22 protein-coding genes and 1 pseudogene are annotated in these 15,869 nt (G+C 66.5%); 3 read left to right on the top strand and 20 right to left on the bottom strand.

Annotated elements, in window-relative coordinates:
* Window position 1 precedes the first annotated feature (1 nt).
* The 13 genes from rplN to ACFWP5_RS28125 all read right to left on the bottom strand — a co-directional run bounded on the left by rplN (window position 2) and on the right by ACFWP5_RS28125 (window position 6,869).
* Window positions 2-370: a 50S ribosomal protein L14 gene (rplN, locus tag ACFWP5_RS28065; protein ID WP_003998823.1), complete on the bottom strand. Its 369-nt coding sequence runs from the start codon at window positions 368-370 to the stop codon at window positions 2-4.
* Between the two features lie 95 nt (window positions 371-465).
* A complete protein-coding gene (rpsQ, locus tag ACFWP5_RS28070) occupies window positions 466-753 on the bottom strand; it encodes a 30S ribosomal protein S17 (RefSeq protein WP_317880218.1) in 288 nt (95 codons plus the stop codon).
* On the bottom strand, window positions 753-977 hold the full coding sequence (gene rpmC / locus ACFWP5_RS28075; RefSeq protein ID WP_005481220.1) for a 50S ribosomal protein L29: 225 nt from the start codon (window positions 975-977) through the stop codon (window positions 753-755). The genes rpsQ and rpmC overlap by 1 nt, the downstream gene beginning before the upstream one ends.
* Window positions 977-1,396: a 50S ribosomal protein L16 gene (rplP, locus tag ACFWP5_RS28080; RefSeq protein ID WP_010986348.1), complete on the bottom strand. Its 420-nt coding sequence runs from the start codon at window positions 1,394-1,396 to the stop codon at window positions 977-979. The genes rpmC and rplP overlap by 1 nt, the downstream gene beginning before the upstream one ends.
* A 5-nt stretch (window positions 1,397-1,401) precedes the next feature.
* On the bottom strand, window positions 1,402-2,259 hold the full coding sequence (rpsC, locus tag ACFWP5_RS28085) for a 30S ribosomal protein S3 (protein ID WP_384162212.1): 858 nt from the start codon (window positions 2,257-2,259) through the stop codon (window positions 1,402-1,404).
* Entirely contained in the window at window positions 2,259-2,606 is a 348-nt protein-coding gene (rplV, locus tag ACFWP5_RS28090; RefSeq protein WP_006604878.1) for a 50S ribosomal protein L22, read from the bottom strand. Before rplV ends, rpsC begins: the two co-directional genes overlap by 1 nt.
* A gap of 40 nt (window positions 2,607-2,646) precedes the next feature.
* Window positions 2,647-2,928, bottom strand: coding sequence for a 30S ribosomal protein S19 (gene rpsS / locus ACFWP5_RS28095; RefSeq protein ID WP_328680113.1), 282 nt, complete (start codon window positions 2,926-2,928; stop codon window positions 2,647-2,649).
* Window positions 2,929-2,940: 12 nt separating this feature from the next.
* Window positions 2,941-3,777: a 50S ribosomal protein L2 gene (rplB, locus tag ACFWP5_RS28100; protein ID WP_384162215.1), complete on the bottom strand. Its 837-nt coding sequence runs from the start codon at window positions 3,775-3,777 to the stop codon at window positions 2,941-2,943.
* Window positions 3,778-3,815: 38 nt separating this feature from the next.
* Window positions 3,816-4,235 carry a 50S ribosomal protein L23 gene (rplW, locus tag ACFWP5_RS28105; protein ID WP_200681734.1) on the bottom strand — a complete coding sequence of 140 codons (420 nt, stop codon included), beginning with the start codon at window positions 4,233-4,235 and terminating at the stop codon, window positions 3,816-3,818.
* Window positions 4,235-4,891, bottom strand: a complete 657-nt coding sequence (rplD, locus tag ACFWP5_RS28110) for a 50S ribosomal protein L4 (RefSeq protein WP_019055515.1) — start codon at window positions 4,889-4,891, stop codon at window positions 4,235-4,237. Before rplD ends, rplW begins: the two co-directional genes overlap by 1 nt.
* A 5-nt stretch (window positions 4,892-4,896) precedes the next feature.
* Entirely contained in the window at window positions 4,897-5,541 is a 645-nt protein-coding gene (gene rplC / locus ACFWP5_RS28115) for a 50S ribosomal protein L3 (RefSeq protein ID WP_384162219.1), read from the bottom strand.
* A gap of 17 nt (window positions 5,542-5,558) precedes the next feature.
* The gene (gene rpsJ, locus ACFWP5_RS28120) at window positions 5,559-5,867 is read right to left on the bottom strand and encodes a 30S ribosomal protein S10 (protein ID WP_003948644.1); all 309 of its coding nucleotides are present in this window, start codon (window positions 5,865-5,867) and stop codon (window positions 5,559-5,561) included.
* A 645-nt stretch (window positions 5,868-6,512) separates the two neighbouring features.
* On the bottom strand, window positions 6,513-6,869 hold the full coding sequence (locus ACFWP5_RS28125; RefSeq protein ID WP_384162221.1) for a hypothetical protein: 357 nt from the start codon (window positions 6,867-6,869) through the stop codon (window positions 6,513-6,515).
* Between the two features lie 134 nt (window positions 6,870-7,003).
* Here ACFWP5_RS28125 and ACFWP5_RS28130 point away from each other — a divergent pair, with 134 nt between their 5' ends.
* From ACFWP5_RS28130 to ACFWP5_RS28140, 3 genes are read left to right on the top strand one after another with little or no spacing between them, the layout of a single operon-like run.
* On the top strand, window positions 7,004-7,327 hold the full coding sequence (locus ACFWP5_RS28130; RefSeq protein WP_384162224.1) for a hypothetical protein: 324 nt from the start codon (window positions 7,004-7,006) through the stop codon (window positions 7,325-7,327).
* A gap of 4 nt (window positions 7,328-7,331) precedes the next feature.
* Window positions 7,332-8,078, top strand: coding sequence for a hypothetical protein (locus ACFWP5_RS28135; RefSeq protein WP_384162226.1), 747 nt, complete (start codon window positions 7,332-7,334; stop codon window positions 8,076-8,078).
* A gap of 50 nt (window positions 8,079-8,128) precedes the next feature.
* Window positions 8,129-8,482 (top strand): hypothetical protein, encoded by a 354-nt coding sequence (locus tag ACFWP5_RS28140; protein WP_384162229.1) that lies wholly within the window; start codon window positions 8,129-8,131, stop codon window positions 8,480-8,482.
* Here ACFWP5_RS28140 and ACFWP5_RS28145 read toward each other — a convergent pair.
* The 7 genes and pseudogenes from ACFWP5_RS28145 to ACFWP5_RS28175 form a co-directional block, all read right to left on the bottom strand.
* On the bottom strand, window positions 8,462-8,659 hold the full coding sequence (locus tag ACFWP5_RS28145) for a DUF397 domain-containing protein (RefSeq protein ID WP_384162232.1): 198 nt from the start codon (window positions 8,657-8,659) through the stop codon (window positions 8,462-8,464). The genes ACFWP5_RS28140 and ACFWP5_RS28145 overlap by 21 nt on opposite strands.
* Window positions 8,656-9,223, bottom strand: a pseudogene (locus tag ACFWP5_RS28150) (DUF5753 domain-containing protein); the annotation flags it as partial. The gene ACFWP5_RS28145 and the pseudogene ACFWP5_RS28150, both read right to left, overlap by 4 nt.
* Window positions 9,171-9,557, bottom strand: a complete 387-nt coding sequence (locus ACFWP5_RS28155) for a hypothetical protein (protein WP_384162235.1) — start codon at window positions 9,555-9,557, stop codon at window positions 9,171-9,173. The pseudogene ACFWP5_RS28150 and the gene ACFWP5_RS28155, both read right to left, overlap by 53 nt.
* 61 nt (window positions 9,558-9,618) lie before the next feature.
* Window positions 9,619-9,993: a hypothetical protein gene (locus tag ACFWP5_RS28160; RefSeq protein WP_384162238.1), complete on the bottom strand. Its 375-nt coding sequence runs from the start codon at window positions 9,991-9,993 to the stop codon at window positions 9,619-9,621.
* A gap of 161 nt (window positions 9,994-10,154) precedes the next feature.
* On the bottom strand, window positions 10,155-12,167 hold the full coding sequence (locus ACFWP5_RS28165; protein WP_384162241.1) for a hypothetical protein: 2,013 nt from the start codon (window positions 12,165-12,167) through the stop codon (window positions 10,155-10,157).
* A 78-nt stretch (window positions 12,168-12,245) separates the two neighbouring features.
* Window positions 12,246-12,605 carry a hypothetical protein gene (locus tag ACFWP5_RS28170; protein WP_384162244.1) on the bottom strand — a complete coding sequence of 120 codons (360 nt, stop codon included), beginning with the start codon at window positions 12,603-12,605 and terminating at the stop codon, window positions 12,246-12,248.
* 81 nt (window positions 12,606-12,686) lie between these two features.
* A complete protein-coding gene (locus ACFWP5_RS28175; RefSeq protein ID WP_384162247.1) occupies window positions 12,687-15,851 on the bottom strand; it encodes a glycosyl hydrolase 115 family protein in 3,165 nt (1,054 codons plus the stop codon).
* Window positions 15,852-15,869 lie beyond the last annotated feature (18 nt).

Genomic DNA, 15,869 nt, shown 5'->3' on the forward strand with positions numbered 1-15,869 from the left:
CTTACAGCACCTCCGGAGCCAGCGAGATGATCTTCATGAACTTCTTCTCGCGCAGCTCGCGCCCGACCGGGCCGAAGATGCGGGTGCCGCGAGGGTCGCCGTCGTTCTTCAGAATGACGGCGGCGTTCTCGTCGAAGCGGATGTACGAGCCGTCCGGACGACGGCGCTCCTTCACGGTGCGAACGATGACGGCCTTGACGACGTCACCCTTCTTCACGTTGCCACCGGGGATCGCGTCCTTGACGGTGGCGACGATGACGTCACCGATGCCCGCGTAGCGGCGACCGGAGCCACCGAGCACACGGATGCAAAGGATTTCCTTTGCACCAGTGTTGTCGGCGACGCGCAGTCGCGACTCCTGCTGGATCACGTCTATCTCCTGATCGTCTGCCGGTTCCCCGGGGGCCGTTCAGTGAACGGCCCCCGGAGCCTGGCGGAACTGTCCTGCGAGGTTGCCCGCAGGAATTACTTGGCCTTCTCGAGGATCTCGACGATGCGCCAGCGCTTCGTGGCGGACAGCGGACGCGTCTCCATGAGGAGGACACGGTCGCCGACGCCAGCGGCGTTCTGCTCGTCGTGGGCCTTGAGCTTGTTCGTACGGCGGATGACCTTGCCGTACAGCGCGTGCTTCACGCGGTCCTCGACAGCGACGACGACGGTCTTGTCCATCTTGTCGCTGACGACGAGACCCTCACGGGTCTTGCGGAAACCGCGGTTGGCGGTCTGCTCTTCAGTCACGTTGCTCTCGCTCATCAGGCGCTCTCCACCGTCTCGATGCCCAGCTCGCGCTCACGCATCAGGGTGTAGATCCGCGCGATGTCCTTCCGGACGGCCTTGAGCCGACCGTGGTTCTCGAGCTGACCGGTCGCCGCCTGGAAGCGGAGGTTGAACAGCTCTTCCTTGGCTTCGCGGAGCTTGTTGAGAAGCTCCTCGTCACCCAGTTCGCGCAGCTCGGACGCCTTGGTACCGGCCGACATCACGCTTCACCTGCCTCGCGCTTGACGATCCGGCACTTCATCGGCAGCTTGTGGGCTGCGCGAGTGAGGGCCTCACGGGCGATCTTCTCGTTGGGGTAGGACAGCTCGAACATGACCCGTCCGGGGTGCACGTTCGCGATCCACCACTCGGGAGAACCCTTACCGGAACCCATGCGGGTCTCGGCAGGCTTCTTCGTGAGCGGGCGGTCCGGGTAGATGTTGATCCAGACCTTGCCGCCACGCTTGATGTGGCGGGTCATCGCGATACGAGCGGCCTCGATCTGGCGGTTCGTCACGTACGCCGGCGTGAGGGCCTGAATGCCGTACTCGCCGAACGAAACCTGCGTACCGCCCTTGGCCTGACCACGGCGCTTGGGGTGGTGCTGCTTGCGGTGCTTGACCCTACGGGGGATCAGCATTTCGGTCAGGCCTCCGTTCCACCGGTAGAAGAGGGCGCCGCCTCAGCCGGAGCGGCGGCGGGAGCCTCGGCCTTGGGGGCCTCGGCAGCCGGCGCGGACTGCTGCGGCTTGCGGCCGCGGCCGCCACGCTCGCCACCACGGCCACCGCCGCGGGCCGGGCGGTCGCCGCCCGGGCCGCCACCGCGAGCCGGGCGGTTACCCGCACGGGCAGCGGCGTTCTCGGCGCGGACCTCGGCGATGTTCTTGACGTCGCCCTTGTAGATCCAGACCTTCACACCGATACGGCCGAAGGTCGTCTTGGCCTCGAAGAAGCCGTAGTCCACGTTCGCGCGGAGCGTGTGCAGGGGCACACGGCCCTCGCGGTAGAACTCCGAGCGGGACATCTCGGCGCCGCCGAGGCGACCGCCGCACTGGATCTTGATGCCCTTGGCGCCGGCCTTCATCGACGACTGCATGCTCTTACGCATGGCCCGACGGAAGGAGACGCGGGAGGAGAGCTGCTCGGCGACGGCCTGCGCGACCAGCTGGGCATCGAGCTCGGGGTTCTTGACCTCGAGGATGTTCAGCTGGACCTGCTTGCCCGTGAGCTTCTCGAGGTCACCGCGGATGCGGTCGGCCTCGGCGCCACGGCGGCCGATGACGATGCCCGGACGAGCGGTGTGGATGTCCACACGCACGCGGTCACGGGTGCGCTCGATCTCCACCTTCGAGATGCCGGCGCGCTCCATGCCGGACGTCATCATCCGACGGATGGCGACGTCTTCCTTGACGTAGTCCTTGTACAGCTTGTCGGCGTACCACCGCGACTTGAAGTCCGTGGTGATGCCGAGCCGGAACCCGTGCGGGTTAACCTTCTGGCCCATTACCGGGTTCCTTCCTTGCTGCTGACGACCACGGTGATGTGGCTGGTCCGCTTGCGGATCCGGTAGGCACGGCCCTGGGCACGCGGACGGAACCGCTTCAGGGTCGGACCCTCGTCGACGTAGGCCTCGGAGATGACGAGGCTGCCGGCGTCGGTGTGGTCGTAGTTGTGCGCGGCGTTGGCAATGGCGCTGTCAAGCACCTTGCCGACCGGCACGCTCGCGGCCTGCGGGGCGAAACGCAGGACCGCCTGAGCCTCCGTGGCGTCCATGCCACGGATGAGGTCCACCACGCGGCGGGCCTTCATGGGCGTGACGCGGATGTACCGCGCCTGGGCCCTGGCTTCCATGGTTGTCCCTTCAGTGTTTGTCATGGTCAGTCACCCCGCGCTAGCGGCGCTTCGACTTCCGGTCGTCCTTGACGTGACCCCGGAAGGTGCGCGTCGGCGAGAACTCGCCGAGCTTGTGGCCGACCATCGACTCGGTGACAAACACCGGGATGTGGATCTTGCCATTGTGCACCGCGATCGTGTGGCCGAGCATGGCCGGGACGATCATCGAGCGGCGGGACCAGGTCTTGATGACGTTCTTGGAGCCGGCCTCGTTCTGTACGTCCACCTTCTTGATGAGGTGGCCGTCGACGAAGGGCCCCTTCTTGAGACTGCGCGGCATCTAAACCCGCTCCTAGCGCTTCTTGTTCGTCTTGCGGCGGCGGACGATGTACTTGTTCGATGCCTTCTTCGGCGAACGAGTACGACCCTCCTTCTGACCCCACGGGGAGACCGGGTGGCGACCACCGGAGGTCTTGCCCTCACCACCACCGTGCGGGTGGTCGACCGGGTTCATCGCAACACCGCGAACGGTCGGGCGGACGCCCAGCCAGCGCTTGCGGCCTGCCTTGCCCCAGTTGATGTTGCTCTGCTCGGCGTTGCCGACCTCGCCGACCGTGGCGCGGCAGCGCTGGTCGACCAGGCGGATCTCACCGGAGGGCATGCGGAGGTGGGCCATGGTGCCCTCCTTCGCGAGCAGCTGCACCGAGGCACCGGCGGAGCGGGCGAACTTGGCGCCGCCACCGGGACGGAGCTCGATCGCGTGGATCGTGGTACCGACCGGGATGTTGCGGAGCGCCAGGTTGTTGCCCGGCTTGATGTCGGCCCCGGGACCGTTCTCCACGCGGTCGCCCTGCTGCAGGTTGCGCGGGGCGAGGATGTAGCGCTTCTCGCCGTCCGCGTAGTGCAGCAGCGCGATGCGCGCGGTGCGGTTGGGGTCGTACTCGATGTGCGCGACCTTCGCCGGCACGCCGTCCTTGTCATGGCGACGGAAGTCGATGACTCGGTAGGCGCGCTTGTGTCCGCCACCCTGGTGGCGAACGGTCACACGACCGGAATTGTTACGGCCGCCCTTGCTGTGCAGGGGGCGAACCAGCGACTTCTCCGGCGTGGACCGCGTGACCTCGACGAAGTCGGCGACGCTGGAGCCACGGCGGCCCGGCGTAGTCGGCTTGTACTTGCGGATTCCCATTTCTCAGTCCTCGTCCGATATCGGACGATCCGACCCGCTTACGCGGCCGGACCGCCGAAGATGTCGATACGGTCGCCCTCAGCGAGGGTCACGATCGCGCGCTTGCTGCCCGCGCGCTGACCGAAACCGGTCTTCGTGCGCTTGCGCTTGCCCTGGCGATTGATCGTGTTGACCCCGGTGACCTTGACCGAGAAGACCGCCTGGACGGCCTGCTTGATCTGGGTCTTGTTGGCGCCCGGGGCCACGATGAAGGTGTACTTGCCCTCGTCGAGGAGGGCGTAGCTCTTCTCCGAGACGACCGGCTTCAGCAGCACGTCACGGGGGTCCGTGAACGACTTGCTGATCGGCGTCTCGACAGTGTTCTTGCCTTCGGTCTCGTGGCGCTTCGCCTTGGCGATGCGCGCGACCTTCTTGGCCTTGGCGGCCTTGGAGGCGATGCTCGGGTGACGCGTAGCCATCAGGCTTCGCTCCCTTCGGTGTCAGCGGCCTGGGGGCCAGACACGAAGGACTCGAAAGCGGCCTGGGTGAAGACCACGTCGTCCGAGACGAGAACGTCGTACGTGTTCAGCTGGCCCGGCTCCAGGATGTGGACCTGGGGCAGGTTGCGCGCGGAAAGCAGCGCGGCCTCGTCGGAGCGCTCGATGACCAGGAGCACGTTCTTGCGCTCGCTGACCTTGCCGAGGAAGCTCTTGGCGGCCTTGGTGGAGGGGGTCTCGCCCTCGATCACGCCGGTGATGACGTGGATGCGAGCGTTGCGGGCCCGGTCGGTGAGGGCGTGGCGCAGAGCCGCGGCCTTCATCTTCTTCGGGGTCCGCTGCGAGTAGTCGCGCGGCGTCGGGCCGTGCACGACGCCACCGCCGGCGAACTGCGGCGCACGGGTCGAACCCTGACGGGCGCGGCCGGTGCCCTTCTGGCGGTACGGCTTCTTACCACCACCGCGGACCTCGCCACGACGCTTGACCTTGTGCGTGCCCTGACGGGCGGCGGCCAGCTGTGCGACGACGACCTGGTGAAGCAGCGGAATGCTGATCTTCTCTACGTCGAAGATCTCGGCCGGGAGCTCTACAGTCCCGGCGGTGTCGCCGGAGGGCGACTGAATGTCAATGGTGCTCATAGTCCTCAGGCCCCCTTGGCCGCGGTACGGACCAGGACGAGGCCGCCGTTCGGACCGGGGATGGCTCCCTTGATGAGGAGCAGTCCCTTCTCCGCGTCAACAGCGTGAACGGTCAGGTTCTGGGTGGTGACCCGCTCGTTGCCCATACGGCCCGCCATACGCATGCCCTTGAACACACGGCCGGGGGTGGCACAGCCACCGATGGAACCGGGCGAGCGGTGCTTGCGCTGGGTGCCGTGACCGGCGCCGAGGCCCTTGAAGTTGTGACGCTTCATGACACCGGCGAAGCCCTTGCCCTTGCTCTTGCCGGTCACGTCCACCTTGACGCCGGCCTCGAAGGTCGCGGCGGTGATCTCCTGGCCGAGGGTGTACTCGCTGGCGTCAGCGGTACGGATCTCGACGAGGTGACGACGGGGAGTGACATCGGCCTTGGCGAAGTGACCCTTGAGGGGCTTGTTCACCTTGCGAGGGTCGATCTCGCCGAAGGCGATCTGGACCGACTCGTAGCCGTCGGAGTCATTCGTACGGACCTGGGTCACGACGTTCGGGCTGGCCTTGACGACGGTGACCGGAACAACACGGTTGTTCTCGTCCCACACCTGCGTCATGCCGAGCTTCTCGCCCAGGATGCCCTTGATCTGCTTAGCCATTCTCAGATCACCGATCCCTAGAGCTTGATCTCGATGTCGACACCGGCCGGGAGGTCGAGTCGCATCAAAGAGTCAACGGTCTTGGGCGTCGGGTCGAGAATGTCGATCAGGCGCTTGTGCGTGCGCATCTCGAAGTGCTCGCGCGAGTCCTTGTACTTGTGCGGCGACTTGATGACGCAGTACACGTTCTTCTCAGTGGGCAGCGGCACCGGGCCCGCGACCGACGCACCAGTGCGGGTCACCGTCTCGACGATCTTCTTCGCCGAGCTGTCGATGACCTCGTGGTCGTAGGCCTTGAGCCGGATGCGGATCTTCTGTCCCGCCATGGCTACTCAGTAGTCCTGTCTCTTATAACGCTCTGCACCCCGGTACACCCTTCCGCCCTCTTCGATTCCTCCGACCCACGCGGTCGGGTGTGTCGCGCTGTCACCGACACAGAGGTCCCACATTCGGAACTTCCCTGCTGGGAAAGCACGGCCCTTCCGGAACCGCAAGCCGAGGGCGAAGAAGCCCACCGGGTGCCTGGCCGGCGCCGCACTGACACTTCCCGAAAGATTCCCGTACGTCCGCCCCAGCGCTGCCGTAAGGCAGTTGGGACGACGAGTACCGTGGGACTCGCTTCCGGTCCTCCCGACGGGAGGCGCGCAGCATCAACACTCGACCGAGCAACTCCGACAGTCTGCCATATGGGGCGGGGGGCTGGCCAATCGGGGCGTAGAGATTACCCGTGGAGTGACGGAGGTCAAACACAGCCGCGGAGGGCTTCCCAGCGCCGGAGCGAGGCACCCGCGAGGCCGAGCACGATCATTCCGCGCAGGTCATGCCCATCAGCACCGCCACGAGTCCGACGCACGCCTGCCGGGCACTCCGCGGCTGGGGCCTGTCCGGCGGATCAGGGCGCAGGAGAGCGACGACAACGCGACACACGCGCGCACCACATCCCGCGCCTGTGACATGGCCCGCGGCAGGGCCTAGAACCTCCCCGCGAGGGCCATGACGGCCATCCAGCCCAAGCAGATCCCGCACGCGACGAGCAGCGGCGCCCAGCTCTGGGCTCGCCGGGCCCGGACCACCAGCCAGACCACGGCCGCGTCCACCACGAGCCCCATGACGGCCGTGGCCACCTGAAGCCCGCCGAGCGCTTCCCCCCGGCCTGCCACGCTCCGACCGAGAACCGACAGCGAGCCGACAGCGAGCAGGACCGCACAGAAGCAGGTGAGGCCGGAGAACAGACTCCGACCACGGTCGTCGACTGCGGCCCGCGCAACTGTGCTGTCGTCGAGGCCGACCCCGTTCTGATTATTTGCCCGACTCCCGTAGTTCGTCACGGCGGGCACTCTACTGACACAGATCGCCCCGTTCGCTCATTCCTTCCGGTTTCTTCCGGCGAATCGCGAAACGCTGGCACCCCTACGGGAGTTGACAGAAGCGGCAACATGGCCGCGAGCACGGAAGGCTTTGTATGAACCTCAGGGTGAGCCCTTGGGCCCTCAGTGGATACGCACGTCAGGTCGGCCGCGCGGCGCTCGACGCGGCGGATTTCAAGACCCACTGCACCAGGTACACCGGCGTCGACGCCTCGGACCAGGGCCTGCTGAACCTCTTCCTGACCACCCACACGGCGACGGTGAAGACGGTCAACCTGGCGATGGACAGGCTGTGGGAGGTCCTGGGGGCGGCAAGTTCGGAGCTGGAGCGCAACAAGAAGTACTACGCGCACACGGACCTGGCCGTGGCGGCGCGCGTCGACGCGACCTACCCCGTCGTCGAGCGCCCGGCCGAGTAACCCCATGTCCGACTTCACCGATGTCATCGAACCGACAGCTCTGCTCAGGGCCCCGTCCGCCCCGGACGAGTACGCCCAGGGCCCGATCCTCGACACGTTCAACAGCTGCGGCGATCTGATGAGCCCGACGTACTGGCTGACGGAGGCGTACAGCGCGGTCTTCGGCTTCAATCCGCTCGACGAAGCGATCAAGTGGTTCGCCGGCGACTGGGAGTCGTTCGCCAAGTGCGGCGATGTCTGGGGCCAGTTGGGCCAGGCCGTCGAGGCGGTCTCCGGCAACATCAGGTCCGGCAACAAGACGCTCGACCTGGCATGGGACGGCCGTGCCGCCGACGCGGCGTACACGTACTTCCACACCTGCGCGGCGAAACTCGAAGAGATCAGGGGCGAGTTCGACAAGCTGAGGACGGAGTACGACCACCTGGCCCACTCCGCCTACTCGACGGCCGAGGCCGTCAACGGCTACCTGAGCGGCATCATCGATGGCCTGTTGATCACGGCCGTCGAGATGGCGGCCGGGACCACACTGTCGTGGACCGGCGTCGGCGCGGCGGTGGGCTACGGCCTCGCGGCACTGGAGATCGCCAACATGCTCCGCCTGTGGGGCCAGGCCACCCAGGCCCTCGGCAACGTCCAGGGCATCGTGAACGGCACCGTCGGTGTAGTGGAGACCATCGGCGCGGCCCTCTACGGAACGATCTCCGAATTCACGAAGATCGGCGAGTACGACCATCCGAGCCCGTCGATCTGACACCGCGCCCAGCACCCGACAACCGCCCTCACGCTACAAGGAGGACGCGCATGTCCGACGAACTACGCATCGGCGACGCGGACTTGATGAACATCACCGGCGGCGACCAGGCCCGTGCCCGGTCGCTTCGCAAGGCCCTTCAGAAACTCGCCGACGACCGTGCCCCCGACGACCCGCTGCGCGAGATGGCCCGCGAGGTCCTCAGCGGCCGGACGGGCCTGCGCGAGGCCGCCCGGGTCCCCGCGTACGCGGAAGCACTGGGTGATCGCATGGTTCGGGGCTTCCGCGAGTACGACAGCCTCTCCCCCGGCGAACGTATGGACCAGGAGGCGGCGGCACGGGCGTACCTGGCGGAACAGGCGGCAGAGATCGAGGAGGAGCGCTCAGCTCAAGGAACTTCCTGATGCGTACGAGACGAAGTCGCCGCAGGCTTCCTGCGTGAGCGCGAGACTCGGGCCGGAGATGTTCTTGGAGTCGCGGACGTGGATGGTGTGCGGCGTGGTGGCTGTCTCGACGCAGTCGCCGGACTCGCAGCTGCTGCTGTAGTTGTTCTTGAACCAGCGGAGTTCCGCAGCGTTCATATTGCCCCCAGCGCTTGCTCGATGAAGGCCAGCGACTCCCTTGGCGGAGCGCCTGCGCCCGGGTCATCCCATAGCGCAGTCCAAGGTTACGAAGATCCCAGGGTTTGAAACGGGACGAGCAATGAACGCACCGTCGGCACGCCCAACCCCCGTGTCGTCGGCGAACTTCAGCACTTCGATCAGGCCCTGTGTTCCAGCGTGCACTTCCCGATCGGTCGGCATGATCTGGAAGGTGACGTTTCGCAACTGCGCCAGTTCCAGCAGGTGTTCAAGTTGTCGGTGCACCACCGCCCTCCCCCCGTAGGGGCGTTCCAGCGTCACCTGTTCCTGCACAAAGCTGAGTGTCGGAGCGGGCCCGCGCTCGAAGATCGTTTTCCGGGGCATGCGCGCTGCGGTCTCCCGTTCCACCGCAACCGGTGAGTCCGCAGGCTGCCTCATCTCGAAGAGCGCCTTGGCATGCTCGGCCGTCTGCAACAACCCGTGGATGTTGTGGTTGCTGTACAGCAACACCTCAACCGCCCGGTCCTCCAGTTGCTTCAGCTCGCGCACCTTCTTCGGATGCTGAGCCCTTCCACGTCTTCATCACCGAGAGCAGGACCGTGCCGGGCGCGAGGACGGCGAACACACGGCGCCGGGCGACGTTCCCCTCGGTCTGCGGCAGGCCCCAACTGACCAGCAACAGTGCGACGGAGGCCAGAACCCCCACCTGAAGGAACGTGAAGGCGGTGTCGAACCTCCGGGTGAAGCGCTCGGCCTCCGCTCCGTCGCAGGCGTCGCAGGCCATGGGTGAGAGGCCGCCGATGATGTACGCGACGAGGGCGGAGGGAAGGGTGAGGACCGTCGCAATCAGCGGTCCGACCCATGCACCGCGTACCGAAGTGCCCTGTGTGATCGACATGCACACAGCCAACTGCAGGGCGCGGGGCGGCACATGAGCGCACGTACTCATTCCGGCAACGTCACCTGCATCCCAAGGTCTTGACTGTCGCCGGGAAGTAGGCCCGCATGAACTTCTCGATGTCCTTGCGGTGGGTCCTGTCCGTCGGACTGACCTGGGACAATTTGAGTGTCAGCGTGAAGTGCCGAGCACCGCTGGCCCTACACAGAGCTGTCGAAATCGCACCGTTGTTTCCGACCACAGCCTCGTCAGAAGATTGGACGCTGCGCGGCTCCACGATGTCCAGAGCTGAGCCATCTCCTTTGATCAGCTGCTCAAGGTCCGGCGAATCAACAGTCCAGTAGAAGTTGAAATAGAGTACAGGGTCACGCTCCGACAGAAGTACACAGGGAGCGGATTTCGCTTCACTACGATCAACCCGGTTGAACTCATGCAAGCCCTTGACTGACGGCACAAGGGGGCGAGCGAGATCAGGATCGATATGGGAGCCACAAATAGCCTTCGGAAGGCTACGGTCTGCCGGATCAGTACAGGAGGCCAGGGGTACAGCAAGGGCCAACGAGAGCGCCGCCAGAACCCCAGATCGAATACATTCTTTCACTCCGGGCGCTCTCCAGACACACCATTCGCGTGGACGACTCCTTCATTTGCAGATCGATTGACCTGCGTCTGCCTTTCGAATTCCGAACCGCCCGCACCATGTGTTCTGCTCCACTCATCCGCGAGGGCCATCAATTGGCCATTCCTCTTAGAATACGCTTGAAAGTTATCATCCCCCTCCTTGTCATCCAACCGCTTCTGTTCATCAGCCAGCCACTGGCCCGTCACATAGTCAAACCCCATCTGCACGTCACCACTAACCACAGGAATATAGCTGATCGCCTTGTCGAAGAGCGGCTTGCTCTCGAACGCCGCAACCTTCGGATCCCCAGCAGCCTGAACTCGCGCCTCCTCAAGAAAGCCAACTGTGTGGCCTACCCGACTCAGGGAATCGCCCGAGTTCGAGTGATCGCTATGAATGGCTGACACCATGGCCTGGTTCATCCCACCGTTCAGCGTCCCGTACGCACCCTCGTCCTTGGACACCTGCTTCACGACCTCGAAGAGTTGATGCTGGTCCAAGGGTGACTTTTTGATGGCGACCTCGCTCATGGATGCATGCACCGTATCCCCATGATTGACCAGAACATTAGCCATCGGCAGCCGCAAAGACGGCGGAAACTCATCCCCGCTGTCCGCCAAATACGTGAGCGCCGACCTGAACACCGCATCATTCGTCGCCCGATCCCCCACCCGAACCCCCTTCGGATCCGCAGGATCGATCCCCGTGGCCCCCGCCTGCAACGCCGCCCCGAATCCCGCACGGTCGTCCCCGTCCAACCGGGGTACATAGCGGCCGCCCTTCGAAACGCCCTCGTCATTCAGGGTGACATTCCAGTCGCGGTCTTTCATGAGGTATTTCATGTGGGCGTCGGAATGGAGATACCGCGCCGCCTCCGCCGGATCGCGGCTCATGATGCCGAGCATGCCGTCGACGGGGTCGTTGGCGAACCAACCGCCGCGCGCCCCGGCGTAGGTGCCCTTCACCTGCCAGATCCCGGGGTGTTTCTTCTCCGCCGCGATCATGTCGTTGGTGAGGTCCTCGACCATCCCCGGGGCGTAGCCGTGGCCCTTCTGCATCAGCGTGACCAGTGACTGGTAGCCGAGGGCCTTGTCCAGGTGGAGGCCCTGGGCGTCGGTGGCGTAGTGCTCAAGGCCCGCGCGGCGCAGGTCGGTGCGCCACTTCCCGTACCACTTCGACTTCGTGTGCTTCGTGGCCGTGGCGAGGGTGTTCGCCAGGCCCGTCTCGATCGCCGAGTACGCCCCCGCACCGGCGCCGCCCTGGACGTGGATGCGGTCGTTCAGCTCGTTCGTGAGCTTGATCGTGCCGGTGGGGCCGAGGTCGTCCAGGACCGTATGCGAGAACCCCTCGTCCTCGCTGTTGTCGCGGAACGACCGTTGCAGTTCGGCGAGTTGAATGTCCGTCAAGGTCCCGCCCCTGCTCAACTTTCGCAGGTACCTCTCCGTCTCCTCGGCCTCGTACTGTTCGATGTCACCCATCGCCCTGCCGTTGAACCCCCGTCCGCCGGCCAGCAGTTCGGAGTCGACCACGACACCTGCCAGCGCGACCCGGACGCCCGTGTCCGCGTCCGTCACATCGCGTACCGCCTTGGTGATCCGGTCCTGCCACGGCTGTACGGCCTGGGGATCGCCCGGGGTGTCCGGCTGGTCCGAACTCGGGCTCACCACCCCCGACTCCGAGACCCGCATGCCCGCCCGGACGGCGTCCCACCGCGCCGCCACCACCCGGCCCCGCAGCTCCACGAACCGGTCGTGCGCGTCCCGCAGCAGCGCCGCGATTCCCTTGGCCTCCGTCTGCGCGTACTGGAACTCCTTGAGTGTGATCTCGAAGCGGGCGTTCGCCGCGTCGGCGCTTAGCCCGGTCCACGTCGTGCCCATGGAGATGCCGTGCACATCCCGCCGGTACGCCGTCTCCTGCTTCTCGAACTCGCCCGCCATGCCGTCCCAGCGCTCAGCCGCCGTAGTCAGCGCGGCGAGGTCGGTGGTCATGATCTCGTGATACGTCGGCATGTGCCCAGTTGCCCCAATAGAACCAATAGCCCTGATTATTCCGGTAAATCGACGACCTCAGTACGTGTCCAGCGAGGACTGCTGTCGCAACGTCGACCCCACCGCCAGATCCGTACTCGTCAGCACCGCGTTCCCACTCCGCAACGCGTCCTTCTCCGCGCCCAACCGGTCCATCAGGTTCTTCACCTGGTCCGCCCACGCCCCGTGCGCCTTCTTCAGGGCGGCCGAAGTGACCCAGCCGTCCCCGTCCTTCGCGGCGAACTCCCGCACAGCGGCACCGTTTTCGTCGTCCGCCCACCGCCCCGCCGCACGCGTGCCGGGCTCGATGTGATCCTCGATCGCCCTCGCCGCCGCCCGCTTCTCACCCGGCGAGGAAGCCAGGTCCTTCCGCGCCGAAACCCCCGGCACACTCGGCACGCCCGAAACGTCCAACACACCCGGCACACCACCCGAAACGCCCGTCACACCCACCCGTAACCCTCCGCCCTCCGCCGCGCGCTACACCCGCCGGCTCTCCAACGGCCCCAGGTACAGCGCCGGCAGACCCCCCGTGTCGATCACGAGCCGCTGCAGCACCACCGTCGGGTCCACCATCCAGAACTTCAACCGGTGGACCCCTGCCTTCGTCACGGAGTGTTTCGTCGCCGTCGCGTTGACGTTGTCGGAGGTGTTGCGGGCCCACACCGCGTTCAACAGCCCGTCATCTGCACCGATGTTGATGTCGACGGTCTCGATCGGCCCGGCGTCGAGGGAGACGCCGTAGCGCAGACCGCCCGTCGGCAACGCAGGGTTACGAGGGGACAGGTACGCCCACACCGTCACCTCCCCCGCCGCCAGCAGACTCACCTCGTACTCCAGCCGCGGCGAACCCGCCCGGCCCGGCGTCTGCCGAGGCAGCGTCACCGGCCACGGCGTCATCCCTGCCCCGGTACGCCCGATGCCGTCGATACGACGCCAGCCGCCGACCGCCCGGTCGTAGTGCTCCCCGTCGATCGCCACGTAACCGCCCGCCTCCACGAACCCCCGCAGCCCGCGCCCCGACGGCCTCTCGGCAACACACGCGACGGTGACCGATCCCCCCGCACCGGTCACCGTCAGCTCCCCCTCGACCCGCCCGACCGGCACCGGCACTCGCGCCCAGTCCACCGCCACCTCCACCCGCACCTGCCGCTCGACCCGCCCCCGCGGCCGATCCACCGCCAACCACGGCACCGACACCTCGATCCGGTAATCGAAGGCGGTACGCCCCCGGTTGAACACCTCGACGAACTGCTGCGGCCGCGTCTGATACGGACTGAACACAGGCAGTACGGCCGCCCCCACCGCACCCCCCGGCCACCACTCACCCGAGCCCGAATCCGAATCCGAACTCACACCCGAACCCGAATCCGAACTCGCACCCGATCCCGAGCCCAAGCCCAAATCCGCACCCGACGACAGCTCCCCCGACCCATCCACCGCCACCCCCAACCCCGCCCCCACCGGCACCTCAATCCGCCGCACCGCCGGGAACAACACATCCGGCAACGCCACGTTGTCCCTCTCCGGCTGCTGCCACCCGGCGTTGGGCCCGTACCGCTCCACATCCCCGTAGTCGATGTGCGGCTGGGTCTGGAATCCCCGCCATTTCCCGCCCGCCACCGCCGAGTTGAAGCGGTCGGCCAACGCGAAGTCCGTCTCCAGGCCCGCCTCCGCCGCATCCGCGAGGTCGTTCGTCGCGGCCCGGCCCTGTGCCGCGTAGAGCAGGTTCGTGAACTCGGCCGACCGCAGCCCGTACAGGTTGGCGGTGGCCTGGACCTCGTACCCGACGAGTTCGAACCACGCGTCCCGCACCCCGGTCGGCAACCGTCGCCCGATCCGCTCGGCCCGTCGACCCAGCTCGCGCCACTCCTCCGTGACCCGTTCCAACTCCCGGTGTCCGAAGGCGAATGGAGTCTGCTGATCGTCGTAGACCACCTGGCCGTCGGCGAGAGTGATCCGCCGGTTCAGCAGCTCCGGCTTGCGGCGGGCCTGCAACTGCCCGTATGCCGCCAGGACTTCGGATATCGCACGCGCCTCCGTCGACCCGAAGTTCTGCCGCGCGTACCGCAGTTCCCACTCGGCCAGCCGTGACAGATCCCAACCCTCCGGATTCCAGGCGTAGTTGAGGAAGAACTCGGTCGGCAGTTCGTTCCCCTTCAGGTCACCCACATTCGCGACCCACAATCCGCGATTCCCGTACGCGTACGCCGCGTGCAGCTGCTCCCACACGTTCCGCAGGTTCGCCGTGTCCACCCACTTGTAGTTCCGCCCGGCGCCCACGTAATCGAAGTGGTAGTACAGGCCGTAGCCCCCCACACGCGCCGGCTCGGCCGCATCCGGATGCTTACGGACGTTCCCCCAGTTGTCGTCCGTCAGCACGACCGTCACGTCGTCCGGCGCCCTCAACCCCCGTTCCCAGTACCGCTGCACCTCCTTGTACAACGTCCACACCTGCGGAGTCTCCGCCGCCGGCCGCCCCGTCACCTCCTCGATGATCTGCCGTTGCGCCGCGATGATCTCCTGCATGAGTTCGATGCCGTCGCCGTCGGGGAGGCTCGTGTCACCGTTCCCGCGCATGCCGAGCGTGACGACGCCCTCGAAGCCCTGGTCGACCATCCGCTGCACCCCGGCCCGCCAATAGGCGCGAATCGCCGGGGAGTTGAGCCGGTATGACCACTCGCCCGTCCCGCCGTACGGATCATGGCCCGGCGTCACGATCACACCGGAGGAGTCCCGGACGGCGGCCACCGCATGCCGGTTCCACTCCTCGATGCCCCGCATCATGGGCGCTTCATGCGACGTGCCCATGACAACCCCATATGCGGCGGCCCGCCGATGGTTCTCCGGGTCGTCCTCCGCGAAGGCCCGCCCCCACACCGCCGGCCAGAGGTAGTTCCCCTTCAGGCGCAGCAGCACCTCGAAGACCTTGCCGTAGAAGTCCGCGTTGAAGCCGCCCGGATACCCCGGCGCCTTCCCCGGCCCGAAGTACGCCGGCGCCCACGTCCCCAGCGCCGGGTTCTCGTCGTTGACGAAGAAGCCCCGGTACTTCACCACCGGCGTCCCCTGCGAGTACCGCCCGGGCAACACCCACACCTGGTCGCGATGCGTCGGCGGCACGTCGTCCCACCAGTGCCAGGGCGAGACCCCGATGCCGTACGACACGTCGTACGCACCGAAGATCGTGCCGCGCGGGTCGCTCCCCGCGACGACGAACGCCCGCTCCACGCCCGGCATCGGCCGCTCGACCACCGTCTGCAGCGAGGTCTCCCACCGGCCCCGCACCTCGGACACGTCCAGTTTCCCGGCGGCCACCAACCCGTCGATCAGCGCGCTGCGCCCGATCGTCCCGACCAGCACCACCTCACGCGCGAGCACGCTCCCGGGGCGTACGCCGGTGACGCGTTCGATGTCGTCCCTCAAGTCTCCGGCCACCCGTACGACTCCTGGGTGATCGTCAGGGTCCACCACGACCGGGGCGCCGACGAGGGGAAAGGCATCCGTCGTACGCGAGAAGGAGATGTACGCACCCGCGTCCGTGGACCGCGGGACCCCGCCTTCCGCCCACGCCACCCCCGACGACAGCACCGGCAGCGCGGCAACTCCCGCACCCAGAACGGCTCTTCGACTGACGGACGCAGACATGGCACACCCCTCCACACC

The organism is Streptomyces sp. NPDC058469 (assembly GCF_042721125.1).
In the GTDB taxonomy this organism is placed as follows: domain Bacteria; phylum Actinomycetota; class Actinomycetes; order Streptomycetales; family Streptomycetaceae; genus Streptomyces.